The following is a 24,699-nucleotide window of genomic DNA, read 5'->3' as shown; positions in this document are numbered from 1 at the left end:
CGAGACGACGAAACCCGGCCCGGCGATGACAGGGCCGCTGCATTGCATTCCGCCTCCGCTGGCCGCGATCGTTTTTCAAAGTGGCGTCGCAGCATCGAGGTGCCGACAGTGGTGGCGCCGACGCGCGCTCTGGCGCGTCCCGCAACGGCCTGATTACCACAATGCCATGCGCTGGACGCTCCCCTGACGCGGCCGCCGTCTTCGCCAAATAGCCGCGCCGATCCAGGCGCGAAATGGAGCGTGATCTGTCAGCTTTCCGCCTTCAGACGTAGCGGTTGACGATGTTTTCCAGATATTCCTGGCGGCCGGACTTTGGCTGCGGCTCGATCTTCTTCTTGACGACGCGCTCGGCGATCTCCTCCAGCGTGCGCTTGCCCGACAGCATCGCCTTGGCCTCGGCCGTGTTCCAGCCGGCGTAGCGCTCCGCCAGCGGCGCGGACAACGCCTTGTCCTCTACCATGCGGGCGGCGGCCTTGAGGCCGCGCGCGCAGGAATCCATGCCGCCGATATGGCCGATCAGCAGATCCTGCGGGTCGAGCGACTGGCGGCGCAGCTTGGCGTCGAAATTGGTGCCGCCGGTCTTGAAGCCGCCGGCCTGCAGGACTTGGTAGTAGGCCAGCGCCATCTCCGGAACGTTGTTGGGGAACTGGTCGGTGTCCCAGCCCGACTGGTAGTCGTTGCGGTTCATGTCGATCGAGCCGAACACGCCGAGCGCATTGGCCAGCGCCAGTTCGTGCTCGAAGGAATGGCCGGCGAGGATGGCGTGGCCCTGCTCGATGTTGAGCTTGATCTCCTTCTCCAGTCCGAAGCGCTTCAGGAAGCCATAAAGAGTGGCGACGTCGTAATCATACTGGTGCTTGGTCGGCTCCTGCGGCTTCGGCTCGATCAGGATGGTGCCCTTGAAGCCGATCTTGTGCTTGTAGTCGACGACGAGGTTGAGGAAGCGGCCGGCCTGTTCCTGCTCGCGCCCAAGGTCGGTGTTGAGCAGCGTTTCATAGCCCTCACGGCCGCCCCACAGCACATAGTTCTCGCCCTTGAGCCGCTTGGTGACGTCAAGGCAGCTCTTCACCGTCGCCGCCGCATAGGCGAACACATCGGGATCCGGGTTGGTGGCGGCCCCAGATATGAAGCGGCGGTTGGAGAAAAGGTTCGCCGTGCCCCAAAGCAGCTTGACGCCGGTCCTTTTCATCTTGTCCGCAAAGTAGTCCGCGATCTCGTCGAGGCGGGCAGCGCTTTCGGAGAAGTCCTTGCCTTCCGGCCGCACGTCGGCGTCGTGGAAGCAGAAATAGGGCGCGCCAAGCAGCGAGAACATCTCGAAGGCGACATCGGCCTTGAGTTTCGCCAGTTCCATCGTGTCGACACCGCCGGCCTTGGGGAACCAGGGACGGTCGAAGGTCTGGCCACCGAACGGATCACCGCCCGGCCAGGCGAAGGAATGCCAGTAGGCGACAGCGAAGCGCAGATGGTCTTCCAACCGCTTGCCGGCCACGACCTCATCCGGGTTATAGAAGCGGTAGGCCAGCGGATTGGTCGAATCCGGCCCCTCATAGCGAATGGACTCGATTCCCCCGAAGAAATCGGTGGTCATTGGAAAACTCCTTTAAATGGCGCGAGATATCGCACGGTAGCGCCGGAAGCCTTTGGAAAGAGCGGACCGTCCTCGGGGCCAGCTGCAGTTTCTACATTGCGGGACAAAGTCAGTTTACAGCCGAAATTCGCCGGCCGTTCTCATCGAAGCGATGCAGGTGCAGCCGGTCAGGTGTCATGCGTAGCGTCCCGTCCGTGAGGCCATGATGCCCTGCGAGGCGTATGGTAATTTCGCCCTCATCCGACTCCACATAGGCGATCGTCTCGTTGCCGAGATGCTCGGCGAAACGCAACCTGCCCGTCCAGATGCCATTGGCGTCGTCTATTGCGATATGTTCGGGGCGTACGCCGATCGTGGCGGCGCCTTCGGCTTTTGCACTCTCTCCCGATATCAGGTTCATGCGCGGAGATCCGATGAACGTAGCGACAAACAAGGTGTTTGGCGCGTCGTAGAGTTCCATCGGCGACCCGACCTGCTCGATACGCCCGGCATTCATCACGACGATCTGGTCTGCCAGTGTCATCGCCTCGACCTGGTCGTGGGTGACATAGATCATCGTCGCGTTAAGCCGCTTGTGCAGATCCGCGAGTTCAACACGCATTTGGGTACGCAGTGCCGCGTCGAGATTGGAAAGCGGTTCATCGAACAGGAAAACCTCCGGGTTTCGGACGATCGAGCGCCCGATGGCGACGCGCTGGCGCTGGCCGCCGGAGAGTGCCGCCGGCTTGCGTTGCAGCAGAGGCTTGAGGTGCAGCACCTCGGCAGCGGCTGCGACGCGCGCTTCACGTTCCGCCTGCGGAACCTTGGCGAGCCGCAGACCGAAGTCGATGTTCTGTTCCACGGTCATGTGTGGAAACAACGCATAGGACTGGAAGACCATCGAGATGCCGCGTTTCGACGGTTCCTCGTGGGTGACGTCACGATTGCCGATGGCAATCGATCCCTTCGTCGGTTGTTCCAGGCCGGCGACCATCCGGAGCAGTGTGGACTTGCCACAACCGGACGGACCGACCAGCACGGTGAAAGAGCCATGGGGAATGGAGAGCGTCAGGTTGGGTATGGTCTCGACAGAACCAAAGGTCTTGTTGATGCTCGAAAGTTCGACGGCGGCCATGAATTCCTCCCTAGGTTTCTTTGGTGTCCGACAGAAACGGTCAGCCTTTGACCGCCCCTCCCGTCAGTCCGGCAACGATGTATTTCTGGGCCGCGATGAAGAAGGCGACCGCAGGCAGAATGGTCAGGGATATGAAAGCCAGGGTGCGGTTCCACTCCGAGAGATATTCGCCTCGAAACTGCATCATTCCGAGTGGCCAGGTGAACAGTTCCCGCGAGTTGATGACGACGAGCGGCAGCAGGAAATTGTTCCAGCTCTGAACGAACACGAACACCCCGACGGTCGCCAGAATCGGCGTCGAGAGGGGCAGCGTGAATTGCCAGAAGAACCGGACATAGCCGCAGCCTTCGACATGTGCCGCCTCGAAGAGATCCTTCGGCAACTGTTCGAAGAACGTCTTGAACAGCATGATCGAAAGCGAAAGGCCAAAAGCTGTCTGGGGCAGGATAACGGCCCAGTAGCTGTCGAGCAGCCCGAGGTCACGCACCTTGATGAATAGCGGCAGGATCGCGGTGGCGAACGGAAAGACAAGACCCGCCAGCAGATAGGCTTGCATCATTCTCGACCCAAGAAAGCGGATCTGGGCGAAGACATAAGCCGCCGCCGCTGAGACGATCAGGGTCAAAAACACGGTCAACAGCGAGATGATCAGCGAGTTTCCCATGTAGCGCCAGAACGCCGGATCGCCCAGCATGGCCGCGTAGAACTCGAAGTCCCATTGCTGCGGGATGCCAAAGGGATTGACGCGGAGTTCGCCATTGGTCTTGAAGCCGCCAAAGACGGCGACCGTTAACGGCCCCAGCACGAAACCGGTGAAGACCAGCAGGACGGCGGCCTTTCCAAGCGCTGGAAGAAATCTGAACGCATTCATGACCGGCTCCCCTTGCTAATCTGGCGTTGGTAGAGAACGGCGAAAGCGACAGCGGTGACGAACAGCATGACGCCGACTGCACTTCCGAAGCCGATACGCGTTCGGGTGAGGCCGAAAGTGTAGAGATAGGTGACAATCGTATGCGTGGAGTTGGACGGGCCACCATTGGTGAGCGGGATCACAACGTCGAAGAGTTGCAAGGAGCCGACGATGGAGAAAAACACCGACACGGCGATGGCCGAGGCGATCATCGGCACCTGGACATGGCGCACGATCGCCCAGCGCCCGGCACCTTCCAGCCGTGCCGCCTCGAGCATTTCCTTGGGCACGCCCTGCAGGGCGGCGATATAGATCATCATGTGAAACCCGAAATATTTCCAGACGACGACCAGCGTAATGGCCGCGAATGCCCAGTGGCGATCCGCGAGAATGAAAACGGGCTCCATTCCCAGCGCATGGAAGAGAGCGGCAGCCACGCCCGTGTTGCCGTCGAATACGAAACTCCAAATCAGGCCCGAAGCTACCTCGGCCAGGATGAAAGGCAGAAAGAAGATGAGGCGAAACAGCGTATTGGCAGGGGTCTTCTCGTAGATCAGCAAGGCGAGGCCCAACGCGATGGGTAGCTGAACGAAAACGGAAACCGCAAGCACGATCAGCGTATTGCGTACTGCTTGCCAGAAGACGGCATGGCCCAGGGCCTGCTTGAAATTGTCCAGACCGATGAAATCTGTCGGTGTGCCGTAGCCGTCCCACTTGAACAGGCTGTAGTACGCGGCGTCGAACAGAGGTAACGCCACAAACAATGTGAAAAGCACCAGCGCGGGCGGCAACATCAGAAGGAGGGCGCTGGTTTGGCTGGTGAAGCGCCTTCCACTACGCATGCTCGGAGCTAGTCCGGGCGCAGCAAGCTCGGTCATTTTCATCCTCCCTGGATGGATTGAAAGACCGGGCGCGTGGTTCGCGCCCGGTCAAAGCCATCAGCGCATGGACCAGGCGTCCTGCACGGTCTTTGCCGCCGCCTCTGGCGTGACGACGCCTTGGGCCAGATCCGCGGCCACGTCCGTGACCGTGGCCCCGACATCGGATCCGAGCGCCTGATCGAGAAAGATCTGATGGAACTTCGAGACAGCGAGCGCCTCGGACATCTTGCGGAAGAAGGGATTCGCAATGCTCTCTTCCACGCCCTTGGCGATCGGTATGAAGAGACCCTGGGCGCCCGCCAGCTTCTGATTTTCGGTGTCGGTCATGTATTTCAGGAATTCGACCGCTTCCGGTGGTGCTCCGGCAATGACCGCGTAACCGTTGATGCCCCCGAACGTGTCGGTCGCCTCGCCGGCCCCACCTGCGACCGCAGGGAAGCGTATGGTTCCGAGCTTGTCGTCCGGAATGCCCTTGCCGCTGACCGAATTCTGCTTCTCGGTCCCGTACTCCCAATCACCCATGAGATGAAACAAGGCCTTGCCGTCCCCGAACTGGCCCGTCGCCTGCTCGAACGTGGTATCCATGAAACCAGCCTCGAAGGGCTGCAGATCGACGAGTTTCTTGAAGTCCTCGCCAGCCTTCACGAAGGGCGCGGCAGAGAAACCGTCGCCTTCGCCGCCCATGGCCGCGGCCATTCCGTCCTTGCCCGCCTCACGCACCCACAGATAGCCGTAGTAGAAGTGCAGTGGCCATTTGTCCTTGCCGCCAACCATGATCGGCGTGACACCAGCCTCCTTTGCCTTCTTGACCGCTGCCAGAAAATCATCCCAGGTCTTGATGCTTTCAGGGTCGACACCAGCCTTCTTTGCGAGATCGAGATTGGTCCAAAACACCACATCGCTCGCGTTGACCGGCATGCCATAGACTTTTGCGTTGACGGTGAACGCCGACAATCCGGCGCTAGCGATCGACGCCGACCACTGGCTGGTGACGGATGCGGAGATGTCCTGGAGAACGCCGGCTTTGGCCTGTTGCGTGAGCACGCCCCCCGCCCAACTGAAAATGAGGTCCGGTTTCTGATCCGACTGCAGCAGCGTCGTAAGCTTCTGCTTGTAGGCCTCGTTGGCGATGTATTCGAAAGCGATATCGACACCTGGATGCGACTTCTCGAAGTCCGTGGCCATTTTTTGGTGATAGGCCTTTTCGGTATTCGGTACCTCTGGCCGAAGAACGTGGACCGTCACATCCGCGAACGCCGCAGATGCAAAGAATGTGGCCAGAAGCGATGCTGCCCCCAGCATGGGCAAGCATGACAATTTTTTCATTTCGGTTTCCTCCCTAGAGAACGGGCTTGGCGCCCGCCGCTTGGTTTCAAAGAGTGAGCGTACTTATGGAAAAGGGGGCGAGGTTCAAAGTTGCCGATTCACGGCTGCCCCGGACCGTGATCGTCCTCTCGATATCCTGCGCGTTCTGCACGACGAAGACTTCGCCGCCATCGAGGTTGCGGAAAGCCAGGGTGTTTGCGGCCATCGGGCCACCGGTCTTCAATACGGCCGCGCCCGGTCGCACGAAGCCGGCGAAGTGCTTCATGACGTAGAACTCGGGATTGAAAATGGCGCTGCGCGTGGTGGGATCGACGGTCACCATGGCGTTCTGGCGCCAGCCCCAGGTGCTGACGCCTCCGGGCTCCAGCACCATGTTCCAGTAAAGGTAAGCCTCGGCTCCATTGCTCAGGTAATGCTGGATCAAGTCGAAGACGTAGTGGGCTTGATCCCAACTGTTGGCGCCGTCACCGCATTCGTTTTCGGTCTGAATAATCGGCAGATCTGGAAAGGCCTGGCGCGTTCGCTGCACGCCGTGCTTGCCGGCCCATTGGAATCCCATCCCCTTCACGAAAGAGGCCGCAGCCGGATCCGACAGAATGGTGCCCGCCCAGTCATTGAAGTCGCCGCGCTCGATCGTGCCCGCCCATATCTCGGCATCAAGGCCGGCAGACCTGAAGGCAGCTCCCAGATCGTCGCGGATGAAGTCGCGCATTTTCGCGCCTGTCCAAATGCAGGAAGGAAATTTCTGATCCGAGTTCGGCTCGTTCTGGACGTGCACCGCATTGATCGCGATCCCCTCGTCCTCGTATGCCTTGACGAAACGGACGAAGTAATTCGCATAGGCGTGGCGATAGCGCGGCTCCCAGATCAACGTTCCGTGGTTATGCGCCCGCGGGAACTTCATCCAGGTCGGCGGGCTCCACGGCGAGGCGAAGAGATGGAAATCGTCGCCACGCACCGCGCGCGCGGCCCTGATGTAAGGGATCAGATATTGCCGGTCGCGGGCTATCGAGAAGGTCTCCATGGCGAAGTCCCCCTCGGTCTCGTTGTGGCTGTACCAACTCTCCGCGTAATCGTTGGCCCCGATCGGGAGCCGGCAATAGTTGAAGGCGCAGCCATCGTCCGAGAACAGGGCACCGAGCACCTCGCCGCGCTCGTTTTCGTCAAGATGCGAAAGGGCCTTCCACCCAAGCTCGTTGAAGCAGCCGCCAAAACCCTTGAAGTCGGGCGTAACCACGCCATCCGCCCAGACGGATGGACTGTCCGACGCCTGATGCGCGTCGACGCGGATCGTAGCCCATTGGGCGCTTGGCGAAGACGATCTGAGTTGTGGTGCCATAGCCGCCTGTTCTCCGCGCACAGCTCCGCCGTCGAGGGCAAACTGGAGACGATGCTCCATGCCCTCGCGGGAAAGAGGCGTGCATTGCAAAAATCACCTGCTGTTGCTGCCCATGGGCGGCAACAGTCGTGTTAGCTCGGTCCGGAACCCCTCCCCGGGAGCGATCTGCCGCATCGTTACGCGGCTTGATCTCTTCAGCCTTCATAGGGCATCATGCGCGCTAATGCAATACTTAATTCACAGAATGAAGTAAGTCATGAAACTCAAGGCGGACCAAAATACGACGCGGGCGATGAACCGGCGCCTGATACTCAACTGCCTGCGTCGGGAAGGTGATCTAAGCCGGGTCGAGATAGCTGCGATGACAGGTCTGAGCCCAGCCGCGGTTACCGGTGTTACGGCCGCACTGATTGACGAAGGCATCGTCTTGGAAGGCAAGAGCACCCAAAGCAGCGGCGGCCGCCGGCCGATACCACTCAGCATCGACTATGCCAGACATTGGTCCATCGGGTTCAAGCTGACGGAGGGCCGGCTGGAGGGCACACTCACGGACCTTTCCACCCGCACGATTGGCGCCTGCGAACTGCCGCTCCCCGACCACGGCCCCGTGGCCGTCGCCCATGCCGTCAAGGAGGGCGTGGCCACGCTTATGGGTGATCGGCGCGAAGGCCGGCAGAAACTTGTCGGCATCGGCATGGCGATGCCAGGATTGGTCGACGTCAACCGTGGCGTCTGTCTGGTCTCGCAGCGCCTGGGATGGTGGGACGTGCCGATCGCGGAAATGATCGCGTCGCAGATCAGCGTACCCGTCTGGGTCGACAACGACGTCAATGCGTTCGCCATAGCCCAGCAACTCTTCGGACACGGACGGCGACGCAGTTCGGTGCTGGTGTTGATCATAGGCACGGGCGTCGGGGCGGCGCTGATTTTCAATGGCCAGATCCATCGTGGGGCGCGATCCGCGGCTGGCGAGATCGGGTTCCCCGTCAAGGACGGCGATGACTCGATTGCGACGCAGGACCGCTTGAATTGGGATCGGCGTCTCTCCGAGCCAGCCATGGACAGCGCCTGGATTGAAATCAGCAAGCGCTCCCGCAAGCTCCCTGCCGACCTACAGCAGGCCATCGAAGCAGGCGAACGGCTCGCTCTGGACTATCTCAGCGAAGTCGGCCGCGAGATCGGTCACCGGCTCAGCGGCCTGATCGATCTCATCGACCCGGAAGTCGTCATCGTCGGCGGAGAAGCGGTTCGTTTTGGCCCGGCGCTTATCGAGCCCCTCATTGCCGCTGTCCGCGAATCCTCGTTCGCGACCCCGCCGCCGATCGAAATTGACTGGGACAACAACGTCTGGTCCCGAGGCGCTTCGGCACTCGCGATTCAGAAGTTCTTCGACTTCGAAGGCACTGCGGGGTTTGAGCGCGAGAGTGGTGCGCGCCCAACCGGAAACGAACCCTTCACCGAAAGACGCGGCTAGCAATATCTGTGAGGCTGCCGTCGCGGGTGATCGCACCCGCCCGTAGCGACCTGCCCGGTCGTCTTCCGGCCTTTGTCGAAATCCATTGTCGGCCATTGAAGAGGATGCAGCGAGTCCTTGGTGCAGAACGTCTGATTTTAAGTTGGCAGCGAGAGTCACCGGATTGCCGGGCCATTACTGAGTTCCGAAGTGAACTCTGGAGACCAGACCAAGTTCAGGCCAGCATGTTATGCAAGTTTGACCCCCTCAGGGGCAGTTCGATGTGGCCGCAATGAACTCAGAGCAGTCCGCCGATCTGCACGCCATTCCATGCCGCCGCCGTCCCGTGCTGCGAAGATTTGCTCTGCAACATTCCGGCCGCTCAGGGGCGTCCGCTCTGCTGCCGGACGCTTTCTCCTCAGACTCATCCGACTAGGATGAGCCCACACGCCGAAGTATATGAGATCGCCGGGCAGTGGGCCCCGACCTTTGTTCCTCATCCAAGGCCTGTGTGGCGTTCTAAATTCCGATTGCGCAGCCATCCTTGCGTGGTTTCTGCATCTGGAGTTGATCAGCAAACCGATCGATCTCAACCACACACAGTCACGCACCTGCTCGGAGTCGGGCAGGTGCAGGATGGCTGTTGTCGGCAAGGCCGTGTGCTTAGAAACGAGCACCCTGAAACCCGCCCAAGGAGCACCCAATTCGCCGACGACCAGTTGAGAACACTCCCCAGAGGCACCATCCAAATGTTGCGACCTCGAACCGAGAAACACGCGGAGCAATCGACTTGACCTCTCGTTTGACACGGAGGCGGGACACAAACCGCCACGCGCATGTTTTGGTGTCAGGCCTCGATTACATGCCAACCGAAACCTTCTTGACAGGCCGGAAAGACCAAGTATTCTCCTCACAGTGAAATTTTTTTCTTACCAGCAATCATCTGGTGAGGGGGATCTGGGGACTTTGCTGCGCCGCGACCGGCGGATCCTGCCTGAATTAACAGCGATCAGAACGAACAATCCCTAGAGGAGGCATGCTCTGATCCACATGATGTGTGCTTTGCGGTCATTCCAGCAACTCTGGGTTGATTAAGTGAACCGACACGCAACGCGGTAGGGCCTGTGCCAGGATGAGATCTACAACAATGGGAGCTAGCAAATGAGTTCACTCGTCGACACAAGCCCTGCAGAGCCGGCGGGGCAACTGCACAGAACCATCGACTGGCGTGGTGCATTCTGGGTGGCCAGCGGCGTGCCACCATTGGTCCTGTTTTCGATCGGCGGCATTGCGGGGACGGCCGGCAACGTCGCCTTCGCGATCTGGATCGCATCCATGACGATGGGCTTTATTCAGTCTTTTACCTATGCCGAAATCGCGGGCCTTTTTCCCAATAAGTCAGGCGGCGCCTCGGTCTACGGGGCAACGGCCTGGCTTCGCTATTCCAAATTCGTGGCACCGTTGTCCGTATGGTGTAACTGGTTCGCTTGGTCACCGGTGCTGTCGCTTGGTTGCTCAATTGCTGCGGCTTACATTCTCAATGCCCTGACGCCCGTGCCCATTTTCACAGCTGCCTCGCCAGAAGTCGCCCAATATCTTGCCGCGAACGTTGGCGCGAGTGCTACAGATGCCCTCGCAGCAGTGACCGCTGCCGCAACGCCCGCCATTCGTACATGGACGCTCTACAGTCATAATCTGGGACCGGTCGGTTTCTCTCTCAACGCCACGTTCTTCATCGGCGCAGTGCTGATGCTCATCACCTTCGCCATCCAACACCGAGGCATTCTTGGAACAGCGGCGGTTCAAAAAGTCGTAGGACTGCTGGTCATCGTTCCACTGCTGATCGTTGGCGTCGTGCCTATCATCACAGGTCAGATCAATTGGGCCAACTATGCTCCCTTCGTTCCGCTCGCCGCCCCCTATGCACCCGCCCCCGGCGCATGGAACATTGGCGGTTGGACGCTTGTTCTTGGAGGTATGTTCATCGCGGCATGGTCCACTTATGCATTCGAAACTGCCGTCTGCTACACGTCTGAGTTCAAGAACCCGGCTACTGATACATTCAAGGCCATTTTCTATTCCGGGCTGTTGTGCATGCTGCTCTTCGTGCTGGTCCCGTTCACCTTTCAAGGCGTGCTCGGATTGAATGGCATGCTGGCTACGCCGATCGTGGACGGCTCAGGCGTCGCCGATGCTCTCGCGGGCATGGTCGGCGGTGGCGGCTTGGTAAAGACCTTGCTCGTCATGCTGATGATCTTGGCGTTGCTGCTCGCCATCATGACGGCAATGGCTGGGTCCTCACGCACGCTTTATCAAGGTTCCGTCGATGGGTGGCTGCCGCGCTATCTTAGCCATGTCAACGAGCATGGTGCCCCCACGCGCGCCATGTGGACCGACCTGATATTCAATCTGATCGTACTGGCCATCGCCTCCGCTGACGCGACAAGCTTCTTCTTTATCCTGGCTGTGTCGAACTGCGGCTACATCATCTTCAACTTCCTCAACCTGAACTCCGGCTGGATACATCGCATAGACAATGGCGCCATCAAGCGGCCGTGGCGGGCACCGACTTGGCTGATTACGCTCGGTGCGCTTTTTGCCTATTGCAATGCGGCCTTTATGGGTGCCGGCGCAAAGGTCTGGAATCCAATGGCTCTATGGGCCGGTTTGATCACCGCAGCTTTGATCCTCCCGGTCTTCTGCTTCCGTCACTATGTCCAGGACGGCGGGAAATTCCCCGAGCACATGCTTGACGACCTTGGCATGACGCCGAGCGACCTGAGCGTCAGGAAAGCTGGCATCCTGCCATACCTGACCCTTCTAGCCGGCATAATGGTGGTGCTGCTTGCCAACTGGTTCTTCGTTCTCTGAGCCAGCCAACCGACGAGGAGGGACCGGCGCGAGCTGGCCCCTCCTAAAAGTTTCGGCAGTCCGAAACCCGCAAGCCGGCGCCAGTCAAATATTCTTGTTATGAATATTTATTGCATCTTAGTTGACATTTGCGTTGCTCCGCTGATACGACTCCGCCCCGAGAAATCAGCGACCTTTGGGCCAAAGCTCGGATTTCGAGTCACCTCCGCAATGCGGACTCTGGCGCCCTGGATGCAAAGGGATTCCAGCCTTGCACGAACGATGAGGAGTCATCCGACCGATGGCGAAAGTGATGGACGGTAAGCTCGCTGCGGCCGACGTGGTCAATCAAGTTAAGGCCGCGACCGCTGACTTGATAGCCTCCAGCGGCGTCACGCCAGGTATTGCTGTCGTTATCGTGGGCGAGGACCCGGCGAGCCAGGTCTACGTCTCCTCAAAGGGCAAGAAGGCCAAGGAGTGCGGCTTCCACTCGGTGCAACACACATTGCCAGCCGATATCAACGAGGCAGAGCTTGTCGAGCTCATCGAAAAGCTCAATGCGACCGCTTCGGTCCACGGCATTCTGGTGCAACTGCCTCTGCCGGCTCACATAGACACAGGGCGGATCATTCAAACGATCGCACCAGACAAGGATGTCGACGGCTTCCATTTCATCAATGTCGGCAAACTCGGCACCGGTGAGCTCGACACAGCTTTCGTGCCGTGCACGCCAGCTGGATCCATGCTGCTGATAGAACGTGCACGCGGCCGTGACCTTTCTGGTCTCAATGCTGTGGTGGTGGGTCGTTCCAACATCGTCGGCAAGCCAATGGCGAGCCTGTTGCTCAACGCGAATGCCACCGTAACTGTTGCCCACAGCCGAACCAAGGATTTGCCCGCGCTTTGCCGGACCGCTGACATATTGATCGCTGCAGTTGGCCGAGCGGAAATGATCAGAGGTGACTGGATCATGCCGGGGGCAACCGTCGTCGACGTCGGGATCAACCGTGTCTTTAATGGCGAGGGAAAGCCCCGGCTGGTTGGCGATGTGGCCTACGCAGAAGCCGAACTTGTGGCGGGCAACATTACCCCGGTTCCAGGCGGTGTCGGGCCGATGACGATCGCCATGCTCATGGCCAATACGTTGACCGCTGCCCGCCGCGCAGCCGGGCAGGCGCCGCTATCACTTTCCGCTGCATCGCGCGCTCAATAGGCGCATCGTCCGCTCAATCCGAACTCTCATTGAGGCAGAACCCATGGCCGAAGTATCATCCGACATCGAGATCGCGCGCGCCGCCAAGAAAAAGCAGATCCAGGAGATCGGCGCCAAGATCGGCATCCCGACCGAGCACCTTTTGCCCTACGGCCACGACAAGGCGAAGGTTTCCGCCGAGTTCATCAAGTCGGTGAAGGGCAACAAGGACGGCAAGCTGATCCTGGTCACCGCCATCAACCCGACGCCGGCCGGCGAAGGCAAGACCACGACCACGGTCGGTCTGGGCGACGGCCTCAACCGCATCGGCAAGAAGGCGATCGTCTGCATTCGCGAAGCCTCGCTCGGCCCGAATTTCGGCGTCAAGGGCGGTGCCGCCGGCGGCGGCTACGCACAGGTCGTGCCGATGGAGGACATGAACCTCCATTTCACCGGCGACTTCCACGCCATCACCACCGCGCACAATCTTCTGTCGGCGCTGATCGACAACCACATCTACTGGGGCAATGAGCTCGGCATCGACACCCGCCGCGTCGCCTGGCGCCGCGTCATGGACATGAACGACCGGGCGCTGCGCGAGATCATCTGCTCGCTCGGTGGCGTCGCCAACGGCTATCCGCGCGAGGCCGGCTTCGACATCACCGTCGCTTCCGAAGTCATGGCCATCCTGTGCCTGTCGACAGACCTCAAGGATCTCGAAAAGCGTCTCGGCGACATCATCGTCGCCTATCGCCGCGACAAGTCGCCGGTCTATGCCCGCGACCTCAAGGCCGACGGCGCCATGGCCGTGCTTCTGAAGGACGCCATGCAGCCGAACCTGGTGCAGACGCTCGAGAACAACCCGGCCTTCGTCCATGGCGGTCCGTTCGCCAACATCGCGCATGGTTGCAACTCGGTCGTCGCCACCACGACGGCGCTGAAGCTCGCCGACTACGTCGTCACCGAAGCCGGTTTCGGCGCCGACCTTGGCGCTGAAAAGTTCTTCGACATCAAGTGCCGCAAGGCGGGCCTGAAGCCGGCAGCGGCCGTCATCGTCGCCACCGTGCGCGCCATGAAGATGAATGGCGGCGTCAAGAAGGAAGACCTCGGCAAGGAAAACATCGAGGCGGTCAAGAAGGGCTGCGCCAATCTCGGCCGCCACATCGAGAACATCCGCCAGTTCGGCGTGCCGGCGGTGGTTGCCATCAACCACTTCTATTCCGACACCGACGCCGAGATCCAGGCGATGAAGGACTATGTCGCCTCGATGGGCGAAGAGGCGATCCTGTGCAAGCACTGGGCCAAGGGCTCCGCCGGCATCGAGGACCTCGCCAACAAGGTGGTGGCGCTGGCCGAATCCGGCGCCTCGCAGTTCGCGCCGCTCTATCCCGATGACATGCCGCTGTTCGAGAAGATCAACACCATCGTCCAGCGCATCTATCGCGGCTCGGAAGCGATCGCCGACAAGTCGGTGCGCGACCAGCTCAAGGCCTGGGAAGACGCCGGCTACGGCAATCTGCCGGTCTGCATGGCCAAGACCCAGTACTCGTTCTCGACCGACCCGAACCTGCGCGGCGCACCGACCGGCCACACCGTGCCGGTGCGCGAGGTCAGGCTGTCGGCGGGCGCCGGCTTCGTCGTCATCATCTGCGGCGAGGTCATGACCATGCCCGGCCTGCCCAAGGCGCCGTCCTCGGAGAAGATCTTCCTCAACGAGGCCGGCCAGATCGAAGGCCTGTTCTGAGATGCACGGGTTAGCGGCGACGATTGCTGTGCAAACCGTCATGTGTTCGCCGGACTCCACCGGACTTGCTGCCAGCCAAGGCCCGCTGGCAGCAATGCCGTTTTATCCGCACAACGAGGATGTCGCAGGCATGCCGCCGACGGGAGTTGGAAAAGTTTCCGACGAAAATTTCGAGGCCTCAGGCAGCTTCGCGGAATCGCGGGAACTGGAACGGGCCGTCAATTGAACGTCCCGTTCGCATCTCCCACAACCCGTCACTCAGCCGGTCTGCTTGAGGATTCGCCGAGGCCCAGCATCGCGGCGGTGACCGACCGGGTTTTTGTGTCCAACCTCTGCGTACACGGGTATCATGGAGTGCTGAGCGAAGAGACGCGTCTGGGGCAGAAATTTTTCATCGATATCGATTGCGTCTCGGATCTTGAACAATGCGTGCGTGACGACGACTATTCGAAGGCCGTCTGCTACGCCACGCTATGCAACCTCGCGGTCGAGGTGTCGGCTTCCGGCCCCTTTAGGTTGATCGAAACGCTCGGTGACCGTATCGCCGAGAGAGTTCTTGTCGGATTTCCATCCGTGTCTGAGGTGCTGGTCCGGATCCGCAAGCCTTCTGCCCCGATTGCCCACGCCTTGGATCATGTCGGAATCGAAGTACGCCGCGCGCGCAAGTCGCGGGTAGCCTTTGCCCTTGGCAGCAACATAGGCAACAAACAGGCGAACCTTCGCGCCGCATTGTCATTGCTCAGCCTCGAAGAAGGCGTGGAAATCGATGCCGTCTCACATTTCTACAAGACGGCTGCCTGGGGCGCGACGGACCAGGATTGGTTTGTCAACGGCTGTGCAATCGGCTTGACCAGTCTGCCTCCACGCCATCTGCTGCAACGTTGCAAAGCGATCGAAAGCCAGATTGGGCGTACACCAGAGAGACCGTGGGGGCCTCGTCTCATTGATATCGACGTTCTGTTCGTTGGTGACGCGGAAATTCGCCTCCCAGGCTGTGCCCTGCCTCATCCGGAAATGTTCAATCGTGCATTTGTGCTGGTACCCTTGGCCGAGATCGCATCGGAGCAAAAAGTAATGGGACGACTTGTCGGGAACGCTGTGGCGCAGCTCCAGCGCATTGCCGGCGACGTCGTTAGACTGGATGACCCCTCTTGATCGATTTCAGCCGGATGTTTGATCCCGAGCTTTGATGGTTCATGATTGTGGTCCGAGTGCATGGGAGCGCCACAACTATAGAGGCGATCCGTTGAGCGATACAGCCTTTCAAGCGAGCTTCGCTCGGGGGAGACAGGTTATCGATGCGCCGTCCTACAAAGGCTCTGCCCCTCGTGCCGACCGAGATTCACGTCAGTACGGTCGAGGATGACACTTAAAGCGGCAGTGCTGCATTGATGTCTCCACCAGGCGACGCGCTTGATTTGGGTTGACTGCAGGCAGTCGACCGCCAAAAATGAAGCTTCCGTTAGAGCCCATCAGAACCGACGATCTCAGTGCCATATTCGGCGGATGCGTCTAAGATACTATGCCAGATGCTATCGGCAAAGCTGGTGAAAGCCAGGACGTTGAAGACTGGTGATCCATCGTCAGCGTTGGCGCCGCGCCACAAATTGACGCCGGTGTGGTCGATCGAGGTCGCGGCGGCCGCACCGACGGGGAAGACCGTATCGTCCAGATCAAGCGATGACAGCTTGGCCAGCATCTTGCGCGCGCTTGGGCCGGATATCCGGATCAGCGCCCGGCCGTCCGACTGATCGGAAAGCGACGCCTTGCCTGCAAAACTTTCGCGTAGCGCGTCGACCGGCGATTGCTCCTTCGCGTTGGCAAACAGGGCATAGAACTGGTCGGCGCCTGACCAGATCAGCGTGGCGGACTCGCCCGCGACGGCCTGGGGCGTTGACGGCGCTTCTACATCAAACCGTGCCTTGGCGGCCTTGGCGGTGGCCGGCCCCTGCCCGCGCCGGGCGAAGACCAGGACCAGGCTGAAGTCGCGCACCTCCGACAAGACGATGCCAGGTTGAAGCACGGCCGCGCCTCGGCGACCAGGAGCGGCTGCATGCTGCAGCGGCGAACTGGCGGTCCAGGTAAAATCAGCCACGCTGGCGTCCTCCCTCGGGATCGTAGAAGACCGGATTGCAGATCTCGACGTCGTAGTCCTCGCCGCGCAATGGGTCATGCACACGGACGATTTCGCCAAAGCGCTCGCGGCCGCGCTCGACCAGGCCAAGGCCGATCCACTGGCCAAGCATCGGCGAGTGGCAGACCGAGGTTGCGTAGCCCTGGTCGGTGTCGGGTCCCGGTATCGCGCCCTTGGGGATGATGTGCGCGCCCGAACGCAGCCGTCGTGCCTTGTCGACCGGCTTTAGGCCGACCACAACCTGGCGGTTCGGATCGACGAGGCCTTCGCGAGCGGCGAGAACGCGGCCGACGAAATCCTTCTTCTTCGACGCCATCTTGCCGAGGCCGAGATCACCCGCCGTCGTCGTGCCGTTGAGTTCGGGACCTGCGACGTGGCCCTTCTCGATGCGCATGACGCCGAGCGCCTCGGTGCCATACGAGATGACGCCGAACGGCTTGCCGGCAATCATCAGGTTGCGCACCAGGGCGTCGCCATAGCGCGCCGGCACGGAAATCTCGAAGGCCATTTCACCCGAGAAAGAAATGCGGAACAGCCGGGCCGTGACGCCGCCGCGCAGCTTCACCTCGCGCACGCCCATGAAGGGGAAGCCTTCATTGGACAGGTCTTCGGCCGGGTCGACGATCTCGCGCAGCAGATCGCGAGTTTTCGGCCCGGCGATCGAGAATTGCGCCCACTGGTCGGTGCACGATGTCAGTTGCACGTCGAGTTCGGGCCACAGCACCTGCCGGCAATATTCGAGATGTTGCATCACCGGGCCGGCCTTGGCCGTGGTGGTGGTCAGGAAATAATGGTCCTCGGCAAGCCGCGACGTGGTGCCGTCGTCCATGACGATGCCGTCGTCGCGCAGCATCAGGCCATAGCGCGCCTTGCCGACGCCGAGCGAGGAGAAGATGTTGATGTAGACGCGGTCGAGGAAGGCGCCGGCGTCGGGACCCATTACGTCAATCTTGCCGAGCGTGGAGACATCGCAGAAACCAACGCCGTTGCGCACCGTCAGCACTTCGCGGTCAACCGACGTCAGCCAGTCCTTTTCGCCGGGCAGCGGATACCATTGCGCGCGCTTCCACAGGCCGGTGTCGACGAATACGGCGCCGCGCTCGGCGGCCCAGCGGTGCGAGGGCGTCAACCGAGTCGAATGGAATTTTTCGTCGCGATGGTGGCCGGCAAGGGCACCGATGGCAACCGGAACCTGCGGCGGCCGGTAGATGGTGGTGCCGGTCTGCGGGATCGTGCGCCCGCTGACTTCGGCCATGATGGCAAGACCGGTGACGTTGGAATTGCGGCCCTGATCCGTCGCCATGCCAAGCGTCGTGTACCGCTTCAGATGCTCGACCGATTCAAAGCCTTCGCGCTGGGCGAGCGCAATGTCCGACGCCGTGACGTCATGCTGGAAGTCGACGAATGCCTTGTGCTTGCCCTCGACATGCCACAGCGGCGCGATCGAGAATACCTCCGCGACGGCCGCGGACGCGGCGCCGGCCTTTTGCTTGTGGCCGCATTCGGCGGCGGCCTCGATGCCCGAGGCATGACCGCCACGCAAGCAGGCGCTAAGCGAAAAGTCACCGTTGGCCGCACCAGAAACAGTCATTCCAGGCGGACAATCGCCCGGCACGAAGGCGGCAATGTCGTCGCGCCAGGTGGGTCGGCCGCGCTGATGCGAGGACAGGCCGACCGACGGGTTCCAGCCACCGGACATGGCCAGCGTGTCGGCGGCGATCTCCGCTGTCCCGCCACTGGCTTGGGCGATGCTGATCCTGCTTATTCCCGACACGCCGCCGCTGGCGTCACTGACGACGCCGTTGAAGACGCGGAAGCCGGAAGCCTCGGCAACCGCCCGGAACTGGTCGGGAATGTGCGGGCGTGAATCGATGACGCCGGATATCTCGATGCCGGCACGCAGCGCTGCTTCGACGGTTTGCCAGCCGTCATTGTTGTTGGTGAACAGCGCGATGCGCTTGCCCGGCGTCGCGGCGAAACGGTCGATATAGGTGCGGACCGCCGAAGCCATCATCACCCCTGGGCGATCATTACCCGAAAACACGATCGGGCGCTCGATGGCGCCGGCCGCCACCACGCAACGCTTGGCGACGATGCGCCAGAGCCGCTGGCGGACCCGATGCTTGGCGGGCGTCGCCACATGGTCGTTGACGCGTTCGAGGGCGCCATAGGTTCCACCGTCGTAGACGCCGAACACCGCCGTGCGGGTCATGATGCGAACGTTGGGCAAGGACGAGAGCTCGGCAAGCGCATTGGTCAGCCATTCGCGCGAAAACAGCCCGTCGATCTCAGCGTGATCGGACAAGAGCCTGCCGCCGACGCGGCTGTCTTCCTCGGCGAGAATGACGCGGGCGCCGGCGCGGCCGGCGGCGAGTGCGGCGGAGATGCCGGCCGGGCCACTGCCCGCCACCAGCACGTCACAATGCGCCCAGGCCTTGTCGTAGTGATCCGGATCAGCCAGGCCGCTCGACCGGCCAAGGCCGGCGGCGCGACGGATGGCGGGTTCATAGATCATCTCCCAGAACTTCGCCGGCCACATGAAGGTCTTGTAGTAGAACCCGGCGACGAAGATCGGCGACAGGAGCTGGTTGACCGCCATCACGTCGTGGCGCAGCGATGGCCAGCGGTTCTGGCTCAGCGCATCGAGGCCGTCATAAAGCTCGGTGGTGGTCGCCTTGGTGTTGGCCTCGCGGCGGGCGCCGCTGCGCAATTCGACCAGCGCGTTCGGCTCTTCCGAGCCGGCCGTCAGGATGCCGCGCGGGCGATGGTATTTGAACGAGCGGCCAACCAGCCTGACGCCGTTGGCGACAAGCGCGGAGGCAAGCGTGTCACCAGCAAAGCCAGTCATCGTCTTGCCGTCGAAGGCGAAGTTCAGCGGTGCGGCACGGTCGATCAGGCCGCCGGTGACGAGGCGGTTGGATTGGGCGCTGCCGGAAGCCGCCGTGGGAACCTTGGCACCTGCCGCGGGCCTGCCTTGCGCGGAGGTGAGCGTCAGCGAGCCGGTCATGATCTAACACCTGCGGTTGGAGCCGGCGAAGAGCTGGCGCCTACGCCGGGCGCAGCCACAACCGATGTGATTTCATGCGTGGCGGTGTTGCGGGAGACGCGCAACCAGGAGCGGCAGCCACCGCCGTGGTACCAGTATTCGTTCATCTCTCCGGCGACGTTGTCGCGCAGATAGACATAATCGTAGAACGCCTCCGCCTCGCCGACGGCACCGCCGGCGACATCGAGGGCCACCATGGCCGGGCGCTTCGGTTTGGCGTCACCGAGATAGGTGAACTCGCCAACTTCGCGCGTTCCACAAAATGGACATGCTATGCGCATTTCCCGATAGTCCTGTTCTGGTCTTCAGTGAAGGTTAGGCTGGGGCCCCTGCCCCTTTTCGTCGATCATAAAGCCGCGCTGGAAGCGGTCGAGGCGGAAGCGTTTGGCTTCCTCATGCGGTTCGTCGCGGGCGAGCAGATGCGCGAAGGTCAGGCCTGAGGCAGGTGTCGCCTTGAAACCGCCGTAGCACCAGCCGGCATTGATGTAGAGGCCGTCGACCGGCGAGCGATCGATGATCGGCGTGCCGTCCATGGACATGTCCATGATGCCGCCCCACTGGCGCAGCATGCGCACCCGGCCGATCATCGGCATCAGCGCCATGCCGCCTTCGCAGACATCCTCCATGACCGGCATGTTGCCGCGCTGGGCATAGGAATTGTAGCCGTCGAGATCACCGCCGAAGACCAGGCCGCCCTTGTCGGACTGGCTGACATAGAAATGGCCGGCGCCAAAGGTGATGACGCCGGGAATGAGTGGCTTGATCGCTTCCGACACGAAGGCCTGCAGCACGTGGCTTTCGATCGGCAGGCGCAGGCCGGCCATCGCCGCCACCTTCGAGGAGCTGCCGGCGACCGCCATGCCGACCTTGCCGGCGCCGATCCTGCCACGCGACGTCTCGACACCGGTGATCGCGCCGTTCTGGTCGCGGATGAAGCCGGTCACTTCGCAGTTCTGGATGACATCGACGCCGAGCTTGTCGGCCGCGTGGGCATAGCCCCACACGACGGCGTCGTGGCGCGCCGTGCCCGCGCGGCGTTGCAGCAGTCCGCCCTGGATCGGGAAGCGTGCATTGTCGTAGTTGAGGAACGGCAGCATCTTGCGGATCTGCGTGGCGTCGAGCAGATCGGCGTCGATGCCGTTGATGCGCATGACGTTGCCGCGCCGCGCGAAGGCGTCGCGCTGGGCGTCGGAATGGTAGAGGTTGATGATGCCGCGCTGGCTGACCATCGTGTTATAGTTGAGGTCCTGTTCCATCCGCTCCCACAGCTTCATCGACAGCTCGTAGAAGCCGGTATTGCCGGGCAGCATGTAGTTGGAGCGGATGATGGTGGTGTTGCGGCCGGCATTGCCGGAGCCGATCCAGCCCTTTTCCAGTACGGCGACATTCCTGATGCCGTATTTGTGGGCCAGGAAATAGGCAGTGGCCAGCCCGTGGCCGCCGCCGCCGATGATCACGACGTCATAACGACTTTTAGGCGCCGGGTCACGCCAGGTACGGGACCAGTTTTTGTGCCCGGACAATGCCGCACGCGCCAGGGAGAAGATGGAGTATTTCATCGGTCAATTCTGCGAAAGTTGCACTTCCAAAATGTTCGAAAACGGCTCCGCCGGGCCCTGGGAGGAAGCGGAGGCGGCGACGGAGCCGTTTTCCACGCGGACTCTTTGGATTTAGACGTCCAGTGTGTGATCGCGTTCCCATTGCGTGAAATGGGAGGCATAGGAGTTCCATTCCTGATGCTTCAGCTTGAGAAACGCCGTCGAAAACTCCTCGCCCATCGCGGCCTTGAGTTCGATGTCCTTGTCGTATTGGCGCAGCGCGTCGAGCAGGTTTAGCGGTAGCTTCGGACCGTTGGTTACGCTGTGGCCGTCCTTGTACATGTCGATGTCGGAGCGTTCGCCCGGATCGGCTTTCGTGCGAATTCCGGAAAGACCAGCAGCGAGAATGACTGCCTGCATGAGATAAGGGTTGGCGGCGCCATCGGGCAGGCGGAGTTCGAAGCGGCCAGGGCCAGGCACGCGCACCATGTGGGTTCGGTTGTTGCCGGTCCAGGTCACCGTGTTGGGAGCCCATGTCGCGCCGGAGATCGTGCGTGGGGCATTGATGCGCTTGTAGGAATTGACCGTGGGATTGGTGATCGCGGCAAGTGCCGAGGCATGCTTCATGATGCCGCCGAGGAAATGCCGGCCCTGTTGGGAAAGGCCCAGCTCCATGCTCTTGTCTGCGAACGCATTGGTTTTGCCGGCAAGGTCCCATACCGAGATGTGGGCGTGGCAGCCATTTCCGGTCAGACCCTGGAATGGCTTCGGCATGAAGGTGGCGCGCAAGCCGTGCTTTTCTGCGATCGACTTGACCATGAACTTGAAGAACGAGTGCTTGTCCGCGGTCGGCAGCACGTCGTCATACTGCCAGTTCATCTCGAACTGGCCGTTCGCGTCCTCATGGTCACTCTGATAGGGGTTCCAGCCAAGCTCCAGCATGGCGTCACAGATCTCGGCGATGACATCGTAGCGACGCATGACGGCCTGCTGGTCGTAGCAGGACTTCGCCGCGGTATCGTACTCGTCGGAGATTTTCTCTCCCCCCGGCGTCGTCAGGAAGAACTCCGGCTCGACACCGGTCTTGACGCGCATGCCCAATTCGGCCGCGTCCGCCACCAGACGCTTGAGTGTGTTGCGTGGCGCCTGTTCGACGCCTTTGCCTTCCATCACGCAGTCTGAGGCGACCCAGGCTACATCCCTCTTCCACGGCAGTTGGATGACGGAGGAGGCATCCGGAACCGCCAGCATGTCGGGATGTGCCGGCGTCAGGTCGAGCCAGGTGGCGAAGCCGGCAAAACCGGCACCATCCTTCTGCATGTCGGCGATTGCTTGAGCGGGAACCAGCTTGGCGCGCTGCCCACCAAAAAGGTCGGTATAGGAGATCATGAAATACTTGATGCTCCGCGCCTTGGCGAATTCACCCAGATCGGTTGCCGCCTTAGGCTCCAGTTTGCTCTCGAAAGCCGTTCCCATAGCTTGTCTCTCCCAGCTTTGCTGAATCAGAAGGTGTTTTTGCCCGGTACCCAGTTCGTGCCAGCCAAAGGCACGCCGGCCATGGCTGCTGACTCAAGCGTCAGGGCACAAAGGTCCTCCGGCTCCAGATTGTGCAGATGATTCTTCCCGCACGCACGCGCGATCGTCTGCGCTTCCAGCGTCATCACCTTCAGGTAGTTGGCCAACCGTCGCCCCGCCGCGATCGGATCGACCCGCTTCATCAGCTCGGGGTCCTGCGTGGTGATACCGGCCGGATCCTTGCCTTCGTGCCAGTCGTCATATGCGCCAGCAGTGGTTCCAAGTTTCTGGTACTCGGACTCCCAACGCGGATCGTTGTCGCCTAGAGCAATAAGCGCCGCCGTTCCGATCGACACGGCATCGGCCCCCAGCGCCAACGCCTTGGCGACATCGGCGCCGTTGCGGATGCCTCCAGAGACGATGAGTTGCACCTTTCGGTGCATGCCGAGATCTTGCAACGCCTGGACGGCGGGCCGAATGCAGGCAAGTATAGGCTGGCCCACGTTTTCAATAAACACTTCCTGGGTTGCGGCGGTGCCGCCCTGCATTCCATCAAGCACGACCACGTCGGCACCCGCCTTCACCGCAAGCGCGGTGTCATAATAAGGACGTGCGCCACCGACCTTGACGTAGATAGGCTTTTCCCAATCGGTGATCTCACGGATCTCGAGAATCTTGATCTCAAGATCGTCAGGTCCTGTCCAGTCAGGATGCCGGCAAGCCGAACGCTGGTCGATCCCCTTGGGCAACGTGCGCATTTCGGCAACGCGGTCAGAGATCTTCTGGCCAAGCAGCATGCCGCCGCCGCCGGGCTTAGCACCCTGGCCTACAACGATCTCGATTGCGTCGGCGCGGCGAAGATCGCGCGGGTTCATTCCATAACGCGAGGGCAGATACTGATAGACCAGCGTTTGCGAGTGGCCTCGTTCTTCCTCGGTCATCCCGCCATCGCCGGTAGTCGTTGATGTTCCCGACAGCGTGGCACCGCGTCCCAGCGCCTCTTTGGCTGGGCCAGACAGCGAGCCAAAACTCATGCCGGCAACAGTGATCGGGATCTTCAATGTAATCGGCTTCTTGGCGTTGCGTGCGCCGAGTATGACGGTCGTGTCACACTTTTCACGGTAACCTTCGAGCGGATAGCGGGAGATTGACGCGCCGAGGAACAAAAGGTCATCGAAGTGCGGGAGCTTGCGCTTGGCGCCGCTACCGCGAATATCGTAGATGCCCGTGGCCGCGGCGCGGCGGATTTCCGACATCGTATAGTCGTCGAACGTCGCGGATTTGCGCGGGATGGTTGGCGGATTCTGATAGGTCATGATGCTGGCCTCAATACGCGGCGGCGTTGTCGATGTTGAAATTGTACAAGGTGCGCGCGGAGCCGTAGCGCGTGAACTCCTCCGGCTTCACGCCCTTGACACCGGCGCGGTCGAGCAGTTCCTGCAGCTTGGCGATGTGCTCGGGACGCATTTCCTTGGCGATGCAGTCGGCTCCAAGACTCTGGACCTTGCCCCTGACGAACAACTTCGCTTCGTAGATGGAGTCTCCGAGCGCGTCTCCCGCATCGCCGAGTACCACCAGATGCCCTGATTGCGCCATGAAAGCCGACATGTGTCCGATATCGCCATGAACGACGATATCGATGCCCTTCATGGAGATCCCGCAGCGCGAAGACGCATTGCCTTCAATAACCAGCAAGCCACCCCTGCCGGTAGCGCCAGCGTACTGGCTGGCGTCACCCTTCACGATGATTTCACCCGACATCATGTTTTCGCCAACACCAGGTCCGGCCGACCCATGTACCGTAATGGTGCCCTGGCTATTCATGCCGCCGCAGTAATAGCCAACGCTGCCCCTGATATCGACAGTGATTGGCTGGTCCACTCCAGCAGCGACAGCATGCCCGCCGCCGGGGTTTAGAATTTCCCAAGCCGTCTCGTTGGACCCCGGCTTGATGTTGTGAAGCGCCTGGTTGAGTTCCCGTAGCGGCGTCTTGGCAAGATCGAACTTAACCGCTGAATGGTCCGAACTGCGCGGCGCTGCGGCCGTGGCAAGATTGGTCGTATGCATAC

At 61.1% G+C, this 24,699-nt stretch carries 19 protein-coding genes; 6 read left to right on the top strand and 13 right to left on the bottom strand.

Annotated elements, in window-relative coordinates; all coding sequences use genetic code 11:
• Positions 1 to 262: 262 nt before the first annotated feature.
• The 6 genes from xylA to EN808_RS28955 all read right to left on the bottom strand — a co-directional run bounded on the left by xylA (position 263) and on the right by EN808_RS28955 (position 7,158).
• The gene (xylA, locus tag EN808_RS28980; protein ID WP_135917477.1) at positions 263 to 1,588 is read right to left on the bottom strand and encodes a xylose isomerase; all 1,326 of its coding nucleotides are present in this window, start codon (positions 1,586 to 1,588) and stop codon (positions 263 to 265) included.
• Positions 1,589 to 1,697: 109 nt separating this feature from the next.
• Positions 1,698 to 2,702, bottom strand: coding sequence for an ATP-binding cassette domain-containing protein (locus EN808_RS28975; RefSeq protein ID WP_135917475.1), 1,005 nt, complete (start codon positions 2,700 to 2,702; stop codon positions 1,698 to 1,700).
• A 40-nt stretch (positions 2,703 to 2,742) separates the two neighbouring features.
• Entirely contained in the window at positions 2,743 to 3,573 is an 831-nt protein-coding gene (locus EN808_RS28970) for a carbohydrate ABC transporter permease (RefSeq protein ID WP_027030997.1), read from the bottom strand.
• Entirely contained in the window at positions 3,570 to 4,490 is a 921-nt protein-coding gene (locus EN808_RS28965; RefSeq protein ID WP_135917472.1) for a sugar ABC transporter permease, read from the bottom strand. Before EN808_RS28965 ends, EN808_RS28970 begins: the two co-directional genes overlap by 4 nt.
• Before the next feature lie 60 nt (positions 4,491 to 4,550).
• Positions 4,551 to 5,795: an extracellular solute-binding protein gene (locus EN808_RS28960; RefSeq protein WP_135917510.1), complete on the bottom strand. Its 1,245-nt coding sequence runs from the start codon at positions 5,793 to 5,795 to the stop codon at positions 4,551 to 4,553.
• A gap of 70 nt (positions 5,796 to 5,865) precedes the next feature.
• A complete protein-coding gene (locus EN808_RS28955; protein ID WP_135880802.1) occupies positions 5,866 to 7,158 on the bottom strand; it encodes a glycoside hydrolase family 30 beta sandwich domain-containing protein in 1,293 nt (430 codons plus the stop codon).
• Between the two features lie 256 nt (positions 7,159 to 7,414).
• Between EN808_RS28955 and EN808_RS28950 the strand changes: the two genes are divergently transcribed.
• The 6 genes from EN808_RS28950 to folK all read left to right on the top strand — a co-directional run bounded on the left by EN808_RS28950 (position 7,415) and on the right by folK (position 15,552).
• Positions 7,415 to 8,632, top strand: coding sequence for an ROK family transcriptional regulator (locus EN808_RS28950; RefSeq protein WP_135880803.1), 1,218 nt, complete (start codon positions 7,415 to 7,417; stop codon positions 8,630 to 8,632).
• A gap of 1,140 nt (positions 8,633 to 9,772) precedes the next feature.
• Entirely contained in the window at positions 9,773 to 11,482 is a 1,710-nt protein-coding gene (locus EN808_RS28945; RefSeq protein WP_135880804.1) for an APC family permease, read from the top strand.
• Between the two features lie 280 nt (positions 11,483 to 11,762).
• Entirely contained in the window at positions 11,763 to 12,674 is a 912-nt protein-coding gene (gene folD, locus EN808_RS28940) for a bifunctional methylenetetrahydrofolate dehydrogenase/methenyltetrahydrofolate cyclohydrolase FolD (RefSeq protein ID WP_135880805.1), read from the top strand.
• A 43-nt stretch (positions 12,675 to 12,717) separates the two neighbouring features.
• Complete coding sequence (locus EN808_RS28935) at positions 12,718 to 14,397, top strand: formate--tetrahydrofolate ligase (protein ID WP_135917470.1); 1,680 nt, start codon at positions 12,718 to 12,720, stop codon at positions 14,395 to 14,397.
• 1 nt (position 14,398) lies between these two features.
• On the top strand, positions 14,399 to 14,623 hold the full coding sequence (locus EN808_RS36485; RefSeq protein WP_189524184.1) for a hypothetical protein: 225 nt from the start codon (positions 14,399 to 14,401) through the stop codon (positions 14,621 to 14,623).
• Between the two features lie 77 nt (positions 14,624 to 14,700).
• Positions 14,701 to 15,552 (top strand): 2-amino-4-hydroxy-6-hydroxymethyldihydropteridine diphosphokinase, encoded by an 852-nt coding sequence (gene folK / locus EN808_RS28930; RefSeq protein WP_189522234.1) that lies wholly within the window; start codon positions 14,701 to 14,703, stop codon positions 15,550 to 15,552.
• A 307-nt stretch (positions 15,553 to 15,859) separates the two neighbouring features.
• Here folK and EN808_RS28925 read toward each other — a convergent pair whose 3' ends face one another.
• The 7 genes from EN808_RS28925 to EN808_RS28895 form a co-directional block, all read right to left on the bottom strand.
• A complete protein-coding gene (locus EN808_RS28925; protein ID WP_348630945.1) occupies positions 15,860 to 16,390 on the bottom strand; it encodes a sarcosine oxidase subunit gamma family protein in 531 nt (176 codons plus the stop codon).
• A gap of 94 nt (positions 16,391 to 16,484) precedes the next feature.
• Complete coding sequence (locus EN808_RS28920; RefSeq protein WP_135917465.1) at positions 16,485 to 19,538, bottom strand: sarcosine oxidase subunit alpha family protein; 3,054 nt, start codon at positions 19,536 to 19,538, stop codon at positions 16,485 to 16,487.
• A complete protein-coding gene (locus EN808_RS28915; RefSeq protein WP_135917463.1) occupies positions 19,535 to 19,858 on the bottom strand; it encodes a sarcosine oxidase subunit delta in 324 nt (107 codons plus the stop codon). Before EN808_RS28915 ends, EN808_RS28920 begins: the two co-directional genes overlap by 4 nt.
• A gap of 24 nt (positions 19,859 to 19,882) precedes the next feature.
• On the bottom strand, positions 19,883 to 21,136 hold the full coding sequence (locus tag EN808_RS28910; RefSeq protein WP_135880810.1) for a sarcosine oxidase subunit beta family protein: 1,254 nt from the start codon (positions 21,134 to 21,136) through the stop codon (positions 19,883 to 19,885).
• Between the two features lie 111 nt (positions 21,137 to 21,247).
• On the bottom strand, positions 21,248 to 22,591 hold the full coding sequence (glnT, locus tag EN808_RS28905) for a type III glutamate--ammonia ligase (RefSeq protein WP_135917461.1): 1,344 nt from the start codon (positions 22,589 to 22,591) through the stop codon (positions 21,248 to 21,250).
• Between the two features lie 26 nt (positions 22,592 to 22,617).
• Entirely contained in the window at positions 22,618 to 23,946 is a 1,329-nt protein-coding gene (locus tag EN808_RS28900; protein WP_135880812.1) for an FMN-binding glutamate synthase family protein, read from the bottom strand.
• A 10-nt stretch (positions 23,947 to 23,956) separates the two neighbouring features.
• The gene (locus EN808_RS28895; protein WP_135880813.1) at positions 23,957 to 24,697 is read right to left on the bottom strand and encodes a GXGXG domain-containing protein; all 741 of its coding nucleotides are present in this window, start codon (positions 24,695 to 24,697) and stop codon (positions 23,957 to 23,959) included.
• Between the last annotated feature and the right edge of the window lie 2 nt (positions 24,698 to 24,699).

The organism is Mesorhizobium sp. M8A.F.Ca.ET.165.01.1.1 (assembly GCF_004792065.1).
GTDB lineage: Bacteria > Pseudomonadota > Alphaproteobacteria > Rhizobiales > Rhizobiaceae > Mesorhizobium.
This window is presented reverse-complemented; position numbering and strand designations above follow the sequence as displayed.

What these genes read in the sequence shown, in the direction of transcription:
- EN808_RS28895 (WP_135880813.1), bottom strand. Translation starts at nt 24,697, where the DNA reads ATGCATACGACCAATCTTGCCACGGCCGCAGCGCCGCGCAGTTCGGAC.
- EN808_RS28915 (WP_135917463.1), bottom strand. Translation starts at nt 19,858, where the DNA reads ATGCGCATAGCATGTCCATTTTGTGGAACGCGCGAAGTTGGCGAGTTC.
- EN808_RS28960 (WP_135917510.1), bottom strand. Translation starts at nt 5,795, where the DNA reads ATGCTGGGGGCAGCATCGCTTCTGGCCACATTCTTTGCATCTGCGGCG.
- EN808_RS28975 (WP_135917475.1), bottom strand. Translation starts at nt 2,702, where the DNA reads ATGGCCGCCGTCGAACTTTCGAGCATCAACAAGACCTTTGGTTCTGTC.
- EN808_RS28950 (WP_135880803.1), top strand. Translation starts at nt 7,415, where the DNA reads ATGAAACTCAAGGCGGACCAAAATACGACGCGGGCGATGAACCGGCGC.
- folD (WP_135880805.1), top strand. Translation starts at nt 11,763, where the DNA reads ATGGCGAAAGTGATGGACGGTAAGCTCGCTGCGGCCGACGTGGTCAAT.
- EN808_RS28955 (WP_135880802.1), bottom strand. Translation starts at nt 7,158, where the DNA reads ATGGCACCACAACTCAGATCGTCTTCGCCAAGCGCCCAATGGGCTACG.
- EN808_RS28910 (WP_135880810.1), bottom strand. Translation starts at nt 21,136, where the DNA reads ATGAAATACTCCATCTTCTCCCTGGCGCGTGCGGCATTGTCCGGGCAC.
- EN808_RS28970 (WP_027030997.1), bottom strand. Translation starts at nt 3,573, where the DNA reads ATGAATGCGTTCAGATTTCTTCCAGCGCTTGGAAAGGCCGCCGTCCTG.
- EN808_RS28945 (WP_135880804.1), top strand. Translation starts at nt 9,773, where the DNA reads ATGAGTTCACTCGTCGACACAAGCCCTGCAGAGCCGGCGGGGCAACTG.
- EN808_RS28920 (WP_135917465.1), bottom strand. Translation starts at nt 19,538, where the DNA reads ATGACCGGCTCGCTGACGCTCACCTCCGCGCAAGGCAGGCCCGCGGCA.
- xylA (WP_135917477.1), bottom strand. Translation starts at nt 1,588, where the DNA reads ATGACCACCGATTTCTTCGGGGGAATCGAGTCCATTCGCTATGAGGGG.
- EN808_RS28965 (WP_135917472.1), bottom strand. Translation starts at nt 4,490, where the DNA reads ATGACCGAGCTTGCTGCGCCCGGACTAGCTCCGAGCATGCGTAGTGGA.
- glnT (WP_135917461.1), bottom strand. Translation starts at nt 22,591, where the DNA reads ATGGGAACGGCTTTCGAGAGCAAACTGGAGCCTAAGGCGGCAACCGAT.
- EN808_RS28935 (WP_135917470.1), top strand. Translation starts at nt 12,718, where the DNA reads ATGGCCGAAGTATCATCCGACATCGAGATCGCGCGCGCCGCCAAGAAA.
- EN808_RS28900 (WP_135880812.1), bottom strand. Translation starts at nt 23,946, where the DNA reads ATGACCTATCAGAATCCGCCAACCATCCCGCGCAAATCCGCGACGTTC.
- EN808_RS36485 (WP_189524184.1), top strand. Translation starts at nt 14,399, where the DNA reads ATGCACGGGTTAGCGGCGACGATTGCTGTGCAAACCGTCATGTGTTCG.